The 12188-nt window shown below is 34.6% G+C and carries 11 protein-coding genes and 1 pseudogene; 3 read left to right on the forward strand and 9 right to left on the reverse strand.

Going from position 1 to position 12188, the window contains the following annotated elements:
• Both V7149_RS22320 and V7149_RS22325 read right to left on the reverse strand, forming a co-directional pair.
• Positions 1–411: amidase (locus V7149_RS22320; RefSeq protein ID WP_335347784.1), on the reverse strand; the 411-nt coding region annotated here is incomplete at its 3' end.
• Between the two features lie 66 nt (positions 412–477).
• Positions 478–1062 carry a DJ-1/PfpI family protein gene (locus V7149_RS22325; protein ID WP_335347785.1) on the reverse strand — a complete coding sequence of 195 codons (585 nt, stop codon included), beginning with the start codon at positions 1060–1062 and terminating at the stop codon, positions 478–480.
• A gap of 135 nt (positions 1063–1197) precedes the next feature.
• Between V7149_RS22325 and V7149_RS22330 the strand changes: the two genes are divergently transcribed.
• A complete protein-coding gene (locus V7149_RS22330; RefSeq protein WP_335347786.1) occupies positions 1198–1635 on the forward strand; it encodes an Lrp/AsnC family transcriptional regulator in 438 nt (145 codons plus the stop codon).
• Between the two features lie 380 nt (positions 1636–2015).
• Here the strand turns inward: V7149_RS22330 and V7149_RS22335 are convergent, their stop codons facing one another.
• The gene (locus V7149_RS22335; RefSeq protein WP_335347787.1) at positions 2016–4241 is read right to left on the reverse strand and encodes an MMPL family transporter; all 2226 of its coding nucleotides are present in this window, start codon (positions 4239–4241) and stop codon (positions 2016–2018) included.
• Positions 4242–4633: 392 nt separating this feature from the next.
• Between V7149_RS22335 and V7149_RS22340 the strand changes: the two genes are divergently transcribed.
• Positions 4634–5149: a TetR/AcrR family transcriptional regulator gene (locus V7149_RS22340; protein WP_335347793.1), complete on the forward strand. Its 516-nt coding sequence runs from the start codon at positions 4634–4636 to the stop codon at positions 5147–5149.
• 688 nt (positions 5150–5837) lie between these two features.
• Here V7149_RS22340 and V7149_RS22345 read toward each other — a convergent pair.
• From V7149_RS22345 to V7149_RS22355, 3 genes and pseudogenes are all read right to left on the reverse strand, one after another.
• Complete coding sequence (locus V7149_RS22345) at positions 5838–6038, reverse strand: cold-shock protein (RefSeq protein ID WP_057998306.1); 201 nt, start codon at positions 6036–6038, stop codon at positions 5838–5840.
• Between the two features lie 185 nt (positions 6039–6223).
• Entirely contained in the window at positions 6224–6406 is a 183-nt protein-coding gene (locus V7149_RS22350; protein ID WP_335347788.1) for a hypothetical protein, read from the reverse strand.
• 21 nt (positions 6407–6427) lie between these two features.
• Positions 6428–7651 (reverse strand): annotated as a pseudogene (locus V7149_RS22355) (MFS transporter).
• Positions 7652–7979: 328 nt separating this feature from the next.
• Between V7149_RS22355 and V7149_RS22360 the strand changes: the two are divergent.
• Positions 7980–8174, forward strand: coding sequence for a DUF4177 domain-containing protein (locus tag V7149_RS22360; RefSeq protein WP_335347789.1), 195 nt, complete (start codon positions 7980–7982; stop codon positions 8172–8174).
• Positions 8175–8367: 193 nt separating this feature from the next.
• Here V7149_RS22360 and V7149_RS22365 read toward each other — a convergent pair whose 3' ends face one another.
• From V7149_RS22365 to V7149_RS22375, 3 genes are all read right to left on the reverse strand, one after another.
• Positions 8368–8817, reverse strand: a complete 450-nt coding sequence (locus V7149_RS22365; RefSeq protein WP_335347790.1) for a hypothetical protein — start codon at positions 8815–8817, stop codon at positions 8368–8370.
• Positions 8818–9221: 404 nt separating this feature from the next.
• A complete protein-coding gene (locus V7149_RS22370) occupies positions 9222–10373 on the reverse strand; it encodes an MFS transporter (protein WP_335347791.1) in 1152 nt (383 codons plus the stop codon).
• 714 nt (positions 10374–11087) lie between these two features.
• Positions 11088–12065 (reverse strand): HD domain-containing protein, encoded by a 978-nt coding sequence (locus V7149_RS22375; protein WP_335347792.1) that lies wholly within the window; start codon positions 12063–12065, stop codon positions 11088–11090.
• Positions 12066–12188: the final 123 nt, after the last annotated feature.

Here is a 12188-nt window from a genome sequence, read left to right on the forward strand (position 1 = left end):
TGTACCTAAGGCTACTTCGTGTGTATTATGCTTTCCAAAGATTACCGCGCCTGCTTCTTTTAAACGTTCAATTACAAAAGCATCTTTTTCTGGAATATAATCTTTATATATTTCGGAACCAGAAGTAGTTTTCATACCTTTTGTATTAATATTATCTTTTATCCCGATTGGAATTCCATGAAGGGGTCCCTTGTAATTTCCTTGTTTTATTTCATTCTCCATTTCAATCGCTTCTTTTATAGCCTCTTCACGATTTACCGTTATGAATGAATTTAATATTGGGTCAACTTGATCAAGATGATTTNNATTTAATAAGTTCTCAACTAATTCCACAGGTGATATCTCACCATTTTGAATACATTTTGAAACCTTCGTTATGCTAAAACTTAGTATTTCATTTTGTTTAATCATTTTTATATGGTCTCCTCTCCAAATGATTAAGTGAGCTAACTAAGCACTTTTTCATCTACTATTAGCTTATTTAAAGCCCATTAAATCCTTTACTTTATCAGTATTTTCAGGTGAAGTTAACATTTCAAGTAATTTAAAAGACACTTCAAATGCCGTACCTGGATTAGATGAAGTAATAATATTTTCATCACATACAATTCGTTCATTAGTTATTTGAACACCATATTGCTCTAACTGTGCTAAACGCTTGCTCGTAGGATGATTGTAAGTCGTCGCCTTTCGATTCTTTAATACGCCACTATGCGCAATCATTAAAGAAGCAACACAAACGGATGCAATTGGTTTATTATGTGCATCGAAATATTGAATCACTTGTTGGAAACTTTGACTAAAAGCATCTTCATAAAACCCTGCTTCTTCAAATCCCCCTGGAATTGCCAAAGCATCGAATTCATTTAGATTAAGGTCTTCTAACTGCCATTCAGGTGTTACAAGGAAATTCCAAGTACATTGTAGCTGAGGGCGAATACCTGCCGTAACGACTTCGGTTGAACCATCCCCTTCCCATCTATTCCAACCTAGTACATCAGTAAAAACACTTGCTTCTACAGCCTCAAATCCATTTGCTAACAATAATAATATTTTTGCCAAAAAAATCCCTCCCTTTAATAATAGTTTATTAAACGAGAGGCAAACATTACATACATTTAAAAAAGTATTTCTATGATATACTTACTTTTTTCTTTTAAGAATTATATAATTCTTTATAAAAAAAGGTAGGTTTATATGGACACTATTGATTATGAAATTATAAAACATCTTCAATTAAATGCAAAAACCCCAATAAAAGAGCTTGCTTCTTATGTACATTTATCAGCACCAGCTGTCGCTGAACGAGTTAAAAAGCTAGAGGAACAGAATGTTATTGAAGGTTATCATGCAAAAGTAAATTTAAAATCCCTTAATCGATCAATTGTTGCATTAATTCTTTTTAAAACATCTGATTGCAAAAATCTCTCTCAATTTTGCCATTCACATCCTAATGTACTTGAATGCTACAGAGTAGCTGGCGAAATCAGTTATATTGTAAAAGTAGCGACAGCCTCTATTGAAACTTTAGAAGAGTTTATCGATGAAGCTATGTCATATGGGACGCCCTCAACAAATATTGTCTTATCTGGATACGAAAGTAATCCTTTGTTACCAATAGAGACGGAAGTTTAAAAATCTTCTGTCTCCTTTGATAAATTATATTTTTTAAACTGCCCTATAGGTTAAGTTCATTTTTTCACATTTTCCATTTTTTCTTATTCAACAATCTGGCCCGATTGCGGAACAAAAAATCCATTATGAACAATCATACTTTTTTATAAATGATAGAAATTTTTTTCAAAGCCACAAAGGACCGCACATATTTGATATGTATAATATGTGCGGTCCTTTTATTTTCATATACTAAAGCATTATGACCCTAAGATAATATCAACACAGGATTTTATAATCGAACTTTGTTTTAAATGATCAATCTTTTTTATAAAACTACAAAAGCATCTCAGAACGGAACCCTTTAATATTATAGGGAAGCGGTTTTTAACTGAATACAACTATGAATTAACTTTAACTGTTCTGTTTATATATTTTTTTTCACTTTTGTTTTCCATGCGTTGTATAATGCTTTCTCCTTCAACATCAATGTTAGGCAAAACTTTATCTAGCCATTTTGGCAAGTACCAGGCTGACTTACCCATAAGAGTCATAACTGCAGGTACGATTGTCATTCTCACGACGAATGCGTCAAAGAAAACACCGAATGTAAGAGCCATACCTATGGATTTAATGATGGTATCAGGTGCCAACATGAATCCAATAAATACAGCAATCATAATTAATCCTGCTGCGACTACGACTCTACCGCTCTCAAGCATTCCATCTAAAATAGCTCTCTTCGGATCGCCTGTATGCGTATAGACCTCCCGCATTTTGCTCACTAGGAACACCTCGTAGTCCATGGCGAGTCCGAACAGAATGCCAATCAGAATGACAGGCAAGAAGGCTAAGATCGGACCGGCAGCAGGGAAACCAAATATATTTTGGAAATGCCCATCCTGCACGAAAAATACCACGGCTCCCAACGTAGCACCAAGAGAAAGTAGGAACCCTAAAACTGCTTTTAATGGAATGAGCAGAGACCTAAACACTAGAACTAAGAGTACATATGCAAGTCCCACAATAATGGAAGCGAAAACCGGCAAGGCATCACTCAGCTTCTGCGCAATATCAATATTCATCGCTGCTGTGCCCGTTACCATTAGTTCAATTCCATATTCTTTCTCGGTCTGGTTCGTTTTATCCCGGATTGCTTTTACCAAGTCCTTCGTCTTTGTATCGTCTGGTCCTGTTTTTGGTGTGACGGAAATCATATAAATCTTTCCAGAAGGCCCAGGGATTACTGGTGTCACACTTTTCACGTTAGATAGGTTACCCACTTCTTTTGCAATGGTGTTCATAGCATTTTGCGTTTCAGCTGCTACTTCCTCTGATTTTGCCACTACCACTAAAGAGGCATGAAATCCTTCTCCATATGCTTCCGTCAATAAATCATATGCTCTTCTTTCAGTCGTTTCTGTGGACTTTGTTGTTCCATCCGAAGGCAGGCCAAGGTTCATATGGAAAAATGGAATCGTAATCACTGCAAGTAGTCCGGTAGCGAAAATCGTAACAATTAGAGGACGTCTTATGACAAATTCCCCCCATTTATTTGAACCAGCGTGTTTCTTACCTGCCCCAGTCATCTTTTGTAAGAATCGATTTTGTTTAGATGGGGCAATCTTATGACCGACAAGTCCTAATATGGCTGGTAATATGACGACGGAAACCAACACAGCTGCGAGCACAGTAAAGGCAGCGGATACGCCCATCGCTGTCAGGAATGGAATCTTTGTAACAGCCAATCCCAAAAGACCAATAATAACAGTTAATCCTGCAAAGATTACGGCACTTCCCGCTGTTCCCGTTGCGATGGCAACAGATTCTGGAATAGAATCTCCTTGTGCAAGCTGCTGTCTAAAGCGATTGATAATGAAGAGCGCATAGTCAATGCCCACTGCGAGTCCCAGCATGGCAGCTAATGATAAGGAAACAGATTGGATTTCCACATAATTGGTCCCAATCATGATTCCTAGCATTCCAATCGCTAATCCAATTATCGCAGTGAGAATCGGCAATCCAGCTGCTAGAAAAGACACAAAAGTAAATGCCAAGACTACGAAGGCAACAAGTACTCCAACAATTTCAGTCATACCTGAAGTCTCTGAGTCAGAAAATTGGATATCGCCTCCTGATAATTCCGTTTGAATGCCGGCATCCCTTGTTGTTTCAATACTATCTAAAATCTTATCCTTAGAAGCTTTTGTGACCTTTTCCGCTTTCACTTTGTACGTAACGACTGCATATCCGATTGTCCTATCATTACTGAGGTTCTGCAACTGCATAGGTGTTGCCAAAGAATCAACAGCTGAATCTTTTATAATCTCATCTAGAACTTCCGCAATTTTCTGTTGTACTTCCGCTGACTCCAAGGTTTCGTTTTTTGGTGCTTGAAATACCACTTTTACTTGGGCACCTGCTGGTTGCATCACTTTAAACTCTTTTTCAATTAATTTTCCTGCTTTATCTGCCGGTGTATTCGGAATGCTCAGCTCATCCCTGAAGGAGGAACCCATGTTGCCTGCAAAAAGCACTAATGCAATAAGAATTGCGAGCGCACTTAATACAACCTTTTTCCTATGATTTACTGCCCAATGTCCTAACTTATACAGATATTTTGCCAATTGAATCTCACCCTATTCTTATTGAAAATTTGTCTTGTTCTTACGTTGTAATCTAGAAATTCACAAACATCAAAACCACATATTATTCATTTAAAAAGATTAATAAGTATATGATAAATTCATAGAATATCCCTCCCTATTTATAGCTTGCAGAATGGCGGCAAATCGCCAAAAGGAAACAAAGAAAATGGTACACATTGACAGCAATAATGCCCTTTTATACAATGGCATTATCATCATACTAACAATTGTACTTACATGTGTAAGTATAACTGGGAATTTCCATATTTCAAGAACTATGTGATGATTTGCACATAAAACGAACAGAATGAAGGGATGTGTTAGCTTTGAGGAAGTCAAGAGAAGACAGTATACACTCTCAGAGATACATTATGGAGGCTTTGAGCGCACTGTTGCATGAACATAAACTGCAAGATATAACTGTAACAGCTATTTGCAAAAAGGCTGGAGTTGCCAGAGTCACATTCTACAAATACTACCGTAACGTTTACGACGTCGTGCAAGCATCTGTGGATGAAATTGTTCAACAATTTTTGAAAGAGGTTGAAAGTTTAGATCCATATGATAGTATGCAGCTAATTATTGAATATATCATAGAGGGCTATATGTCTGCACAGAAGCCCTCAGGAAAGTTAATTGATTCAAATATATCTAGTATGCTGCTTGATTATTTGAATTATGCAATGGAAAAGGTCTTTCAAGCGGATATTACGCGGAATCATGACATGAGCAGAATGCAAATCCTGTTTTTAGCAGGTGGTATCTTTAATATTGTTACCGATTGGATTAAAAGAGGGGCAAAGGAGTCTCCACAAGCACTTGCTGAAAAAATATATGAGATGCTTCCATTTGGGACAAAAGATACAAAGAATTTGGCAAATTCATGATACCGCTGTTCTATCTTTTTTTACATCTCAAATAATGGTACATCACATAAAATACTACGAGTAGTTCATCTCACCATAAACGACCGTTTTTTGGTTAAACGAGAAAAACTTTCTTTCATACTCAAAAAACATAGAAAATATTTGACCCAAAATCTAATTACTAATATCCCTGACCTCACCCCCTTTTTGGTATAGTTAATCTACAGAAAGGGGGAATTTTATTTTAGTGAAAGGAAATCAGGGTTTTATCTACCCAATAATGTCTTAGCGTATGTTATCAAGACCTAAATCGTAAAAAGTCATAAAAAATTAGGTGAAATACAAATGATCATATCTAATATGTATCATCCCTTTTACTTTTTTTCGCAATCGCGCCCTATAATGGAATAACTAGAACATGATCTTAATCTTAATTGTAGAAGGAAAAATACCCATAAAAATGTTAAATTAGGGATTACTACTACAGTGTGCTATACTTAGTCTACCATTTGTACTATTACTGATTGTGTTTCATGATTGTTGCACAAGCCCTATTCATTTATTGAATAGGGCTTTCATTTTGTTGATAAAGTCTCTTGTTCCGTATATTATCTTGAATTGGCACTCCTACTGTCCCTTAATACAGATAAAAGCAATTTAAGCAAATAAAAAAACAGACCCTTCATTTAGGGTCTGCCATCTGCTATTATTAAGCTTTTTGAACGTTTGTAGCTTGTGGGCCACGTTGTCCTTGTTCAATTTCAAACGTTACACTTTGACCTTCGTCTAAAGATTTGAAACCTTCGCTTTGGATTGCTGAGAAATGTACGAATACGTCTTCTCCTGCTTCACGCTCGATAAATCCAAAACCTTTTTCTGCATTAAACCACTTAACTTTACCTTGTTCCATAATTGTTGCCTCCTCGTGTGGATCTCCACACATTGTGTTACTATCCTTGCTCAAATACCTTAGACGAAAAACAAAATCTATTCTCAATCTGAAAAAAGAACAAAAATAATTCTTCTTAAGAATAACAGACATATCATGAAATAGCAAATAGTATAACTCTCATTTCTGATGAAGATATTTCTTTATCAAATGTTATTGAAGAAAATGGTCCGATACAAAAGAACACCTTCTTCAAGAATGGCGCCCGATTGTTGAAGATCAGTGGCTGCTGAAGATGGCTCGCACTTATTGAACTCTAGCTTATAGTTATCTTTCTCTCCAGTTCCATCTAGAATATCTCCTATTAAATCATTATATTTTCTTTCCATAAGATCACTCCATTTTCTTACTTATCCATTAACTACCTTTGCATTCTCACTAAAATAATTTGCTTTAGATGGCATTAATATAGTCGTAAAGAGAACAAATGCAAGTAATGTCCCAGCCACAGAAAATATAATACATACGAATTGTAAAGAGAACCATTCAGAGAAAAAGCCTAAAATGAGTGTAAATCCAATTTGGATCATTCCTTGTAACATATCAGCTATACTTCCGAACCTCCCCATAATATTAACTGGTACATTGTTTTGGAAAAAAGTTGCGTAACCTGCATTAGCAAATGCCATAAAGAAACCTAAAAATACAAATGCAATCGTTGCTGTTACAAAGTTATATGAAGAATAAAAGAAGACATAACCAATTGATGTTAAGAACATCCCAGCTCCTAGATATATTTTTAATTGGACCTTCTTCGCTACCAGTGCAGACATAAACGCACCAACTAAAGCACCACCACCAGTTATGCTTACAATAAGTCCGTAATCTCGATCTGATAACTGAAGGTTTTTTTTAATAAATGTTACCTCTTGTGAATCTAAAGCAAACCCAATTAACATTGCACCTTGAAATAATAAGTAAACTAAAATGAAAAATTTAGCTTTCATGGCAAACTCTCTAACTACCTTCCAATCTTCAAAAATAGTTCGCAAACGTATTGGGTCTCGAACATTATTAATATTCTCATCAACGTTAGGAAGAAGATAAATGAAGAACGCACAAATAATAAAAGTAATGGCATTAATGATGATACATAGTTCAGTACCTACATACATAATCAAGATTCAAGCGATTGCTGGACCTAACAGAAAAGCACCTGAGCTTGTCATGCTCATAATTGAATTAAATCTTTTTCGATTTTCAGATGGAACTAATTTTGTTATATATACTGATGAACTTGGTCCAAAGAATGCTCCTACCATATTTATCAACAGTAGAATCATATAAATAATCCATAGGTTTCCGATAAAAGGAATTAAAAGCACCAATAACCCTCGTATAATATCAATAAATATCATCAGTTTTCTTTTGTTTACTCGATCAATAACACTTCCAGACCAAGTATTAGTGACCAAGATGGCGATAGGTCTAATAATATAAAGTCCTGCGACAGCAGCAGCAGATCCAGTCAAATTCAGAATTGAAATATTAAGTGCAATCAAATAAATCCAGTTCCCTAAATATGAAATTCCAATTCCTGATATTAAAAGAATAGGATTCTTCCAGGCTCCCATTTACTCACCCTTTTCCTTATATATATTAAATATACCATTTAAAGTAAGGTAAAAGTTGTAAAATGTGAATTTTCTAACCATTCTTCTAGAGGTACTCCTATTGAAGTAACCCGCCATTTAGGTTAAGTACATTTCTTCACAATCTCACATAGATATCTAGTTTTGTTTAAAGTCTTGTTCCATAAATGGCCCTTTTCATGANNTCAAGAATTGCGCCCGATTATTGAAGAAGCTACTGCATATTGTGGTCGTAATGCGTGTTATAAATGTCCGAAACTTTTTCCAAGAACATTCGTACATTAGTTAGAAAAATAATTGAGGTGAAATTATGTACGAATATACATTTGTGAAAATAGAATTCACTAGATTGTCTAGTAAACCAAAATCAAACTATCAAGATGTCATAAATGAAAAAGCTAAAGACGGCTGGAGATTTATACAATTAGTTGCTCCTGAAATAGCTACGTCCGGTATAGGTACAGCTTCCTATTTTGAATTAATTTTTGAGAGACCCATTAACTAGAAATGGGTTTTCTTTATATGCAAACTATCAAAAAGAATTTATTTTCATGGCACCGTTTGTGTCAAATAAGCATTACCATGTTCAAGATGATAACTAAAAATGACACAATTTCTTGTACAATAATTGCGCCCGATTGTGGAAGATCATAAGTATCTGTCTTGTTAAACTATTGCCCCCTTTACTTTAACAAGATTTATTTAACTTCAATTACAAAGGCATAACTCGAACTTCCCTTATCCCATCCTGCATGGACATCGTAAATATAAACACCTTTTTCTTTTGGCACTGTTAAAATATTATTACTTAGCGAAACATTTTCTACTTCGCTATTACTAAGCCATCTATTTACTCCCAACGTATTTTCTTTAGGCTCTATTTTAAATTCTATCTTTAACTCAGATCCAGTTGATACAATCACAGGTTTAATTTTATGATGTTCAACCAGCATTGGAGGAGAAATTGTATCAGCACAAATAGAATTAAGTAACCCATCCCAACAGTACGAACCTCGTACCACTTCTAGCTTCTTTTCACCAAAAGTTATAGTTAGTTTAGGTAGATTAGAATTAAATAACCCGATAACAAAATATATCCCAATAGCCAATACTACTAATACTAATAAAGTTATTAAAAACTTATTCATCTATCTCCCCCTATATCCTTGTTCAACTAAACTCCCTTAAATGGAAATTGAGCGCTTATCCTTGTTCAAGGATAACGCCCTTTAGTAACATATTCATTTGGTGGAAAAAAAAATTATGTAGATCACTTAAACAAAATCAAAGTGACTTTCCAAAACAGGAATCTATAATGATAAATCCAGCCATTATCTTCATGGTTACTATAACCACTGGTGGATATCACCATTTTCGTAGGAAACCCATTGATTAGTGAAGAAATTAATAATTTCATTCCTAAAAAGGTTTTAACAACAGGTCTACAATCTTCAATAAATAATTTTTGCTTGTTGAAGATTTGGTGTAATTTAAGTAATAAAAATAAATCCACCTCTTAGTAACACAGAAGTGGATTCGTTTTTAAGTCTATTTATTTCTTTTTATTTAAATAATCTCTATAGACTAAAACAGCAACAACAAGAAAGCTTAAACTAACAATCCGAAAAATCATCTCTAAACTAATCCATTCAGCCAAAATTCCTAATATGAATGCGCTAACTCCAACACCGACGTCGAAGCTAGAAAAAAAGGTTGCATTAGCTGCACCACTTTTTTCTTCACTTACACTTTGAACCGCCATTGTTTGTAGACATGGCATAATCGTTCCATAACCTGCTCCAAATAAAATCGCCGCGATAATAAGATGAAAGTCTTTAGTTGCAAAAGACAACACAACTAAAGATAAAAATCCTAAAATGGCAGACACAATGATGATAGACCAAGGTCCTTTTCTATCATACCATTTCCCTGTATACGGACGTAACAAAGTTGAGACTGTCGCATTGACAAGGAAAAACAGAAAAATATTATCCAAGTTCTGTTGTTCTCCAAAAACAACTAAGAACGTAATAATCGTTCCAAAACCGAGTGTTGTAATGACCGTCAGTAATGCTGGGAACCATGCGCTTTTTTCAAAAATCATATCAAAAAAACGAAATGGTTCTTTCTCTCTCTTTATCGGGGCATGCGAATTTACGAATAAAAGTGCAGTGAACGCTAATAGGTTGAGTATAACTGATGACCAAATTACAATGTCAAAAGAATAAAAGCCATATATAAAGATACCTAAACTCTGTGCTATGATCGCCCCGACTGTTGTTGAAATAGAGAAATACCCCAATCCTTCTCCTAAGCGTGACTTAGGAATCGAGTTGACTGCTATTGTACTATTGGCTGTTGTTGATACGCCCCATGCAGTACCATGAAAAAATCTTAACAATAGCAACATCCATATAATGTTAAGAAAAGGATAAACAAGGGTAATTATCATTAACAATGCACTCGCACCGATGGCTAAAGCTTTCCGTTTGTTATCAATTAGAAAGTATCCCACGAAAGGTCTGATTAATACAGCGCCTATAGTGAATAACGTTGTCACTAAACCTATTTGAATGGGAGAGGCATCAAGGCTAATCATATAAGCCGGTAAAATAGGAAGCAACATTTCAAACCCAATAAAAATTAAAAAGTTACTAATAAATATGAAAAAAAATGATTTGTTAAATATTCTTTGATTTTCCATATAGAGATTCCTCGCTTCTAAATTTTTTTAATTCAATTCAGAAGCGTCTGGAACACTGAAACGTTTCTATATTGCCTAAGTTTTTTAAGCATTAGTCTCACCCTTTCTAACGACATCTTTCTCGCTAACTTTTCATGACTCTCATCCAATAAGAGGCCTTGTATACATCCTCATCTCAATCTTTTCTCCTTTTGAACAAAAAAGACGCCGGCGAAAACCGGCATCTAGTAATTGTTTAGTTTTAATCAAAATGCACTAACAATTATATTGTCTTCTATAAACCTAAAATAAAAAGACAAAAAGTTTCCGGGAACTGTTTTCCATATGAAGTTTACTTAAAAAAGGGCAGACTAATCCCGTTGCATGTAAATCTCCTAAATGTAAAAATGACTTTACTTCTTCTGCTATACTTCTGAAAACAGTTTCCATTACTTTTTGCCTCCTTTCTCACTGAATAATTTTATCTATTTTAGTGCATTTTGATAAAAAAAGCAACCACCTAAGAGTTCATTATTGGCATTGTTGTCCTAATAGTTAAAGCTGAACTGAAATTTATCTCTCTTATACCCAAGTGATAAAATCACTTGAAATTATTCCATTATATGGCCCTATTATTGAAAAAGGCACAATTCCTCTTCAAGATTTGCGCCCGATTGCTGAAGATCATTGCTTAACCTTATGAAAGATAAGCCCTCTATAGCCCTATATTTTTCATCACTTTGAAATCACTCGTAAATAAATCCCTTTTCTTGCCTTTATAGAAGCCTTTGAATTTTGCAGTTGAACTTTCTCGGAAATCATTGAAGCCTTAATCAATTGACCTCCCAACCATATGGATGGGTCAATCAAACGTTCCTTTTGCTTCATATGAAAATCAAAATCTTGTTCATCTTCAATTAACGTAACTTCCTCTTGTAATTGATTTAATAAGTGTATAACCTCGTTATCGTTTGAGCGATATAATTGATTTATGACCTTCTCATCTGTACTTAAGAAATGATTCGGTTCTAATATATTTTTCTTTAATGCCATTTTTAATGTTTTAGATAGAATGGTGTAACCATAAATATTTAATGGGTCTAAGAAATAATCAATGACCTCTTTATAATATGTATTTACAAACCATTCTGTCCACTCTATGCTGTCTATATGAATTTTCCCATCTATAATCACAAGATGAGTTAAAAAAGATTTTATTTCATCAAGCGAAATGATTCCACAACGAAACATATCTCTCAATGTATAGTCAATTCGATCTGCACATAGTTCTGGTAAAGGCTGCTCAAGTATTTTCCATTGTGATAAGTCGTCCATGATTTTTTTATAGTCCAAGTTATATTTGGCCAAAATCGTTGGTATATCTGAACCTTCTATGACTTGATTAAATATCTTCTCGTGATAATCTTCATTTTTTGCATCAAATACATAATCAATCACGTGAGAAAACGCTGTATGGGAAACATCGTGTAATAACCCTGCTATTTGCTCTTCAATCGTACCTCCTAGTTGTCTTACTAAAAGCATCACACCGACAGAATGCTCATATCTAGTTCCATTCCATTGTTTATTTACTAAATAACTCGCTCCACCTTGATGAACTTTTTTTAATCGTTGTATAGCTTGGCAATTAATCAGTTTCTCCAAAACTGGTTCTATTATAAATTCCCCATAAATTTCATCTATTACTTTCAATACTTTTCCTCCTTAATCCTTCACAATCTTACCTAATAAAATTTAACATAACTATCAAATTTTATTATTAAGTTATATTCCACAAAATGGCCCGATTACTGAAAAAGGCACAATTCCTCTTCA

The organism is Bacillus sp. JJ1503, from assembly GCF_036965125.1.
GTDB lineage: Bacteria > Bacillota > Bacilli > Bacillales > Cytobacillaceae > Cytobacillus.

Excerpts from the sequence above, each read along its gene's own strand:
- V7149_RS22360 (WP_335347789.1), top strand. The coding sequence starts at position 7,980 with ATGTACGAATATACATTTGTGAAAATAGAATTCACTAGATTGTCTAGT.
- V7149_RS22330 (WP_335347786.1), top strand. The coding sequence starts at position 1,198 with ATGGACACTATTGATTATGAAATTATAAAACATCTTCAATTAAATGCA.
- V7149_RS22370 (WP_335347791.1), bottom strand. The coding sequence starts at position 10,373 with ATGGAAAATCAAAGAATATTTAACAAATCATTTTTTTTCATATTTATT.
- V7149_RS22340 (WP_335347793.1), top strand. The coding sequence starts at position 4,634 with ATGGAGGCTTTGAGCGCACTGTTGCATGAACATAAACTGCAAGATATA.
- V7149_RS22345 (WP_057998306.1), bottom strand. The coding sequence starts at position 6,038 with ATGGAACAAGGTAAAGTTAAGTGGTTTAATGCAGAAAAAGGTTTTGGA.
- V7149_RS22365 (WP_335347790.1), bottom strand. The coding sequence starts at position 8,817 with ATGAATAAGTTTTTAATAACTTTATTAGTATTAGTAGTATTGGCTATT.
- V7149_RS22350 (WP_335347788.1), bottom strand. The coding sequence starts at position 6,406 with ATGGAAAGAAAATATAATGATTTAATAGGAGATATTCTAGATGGAACT.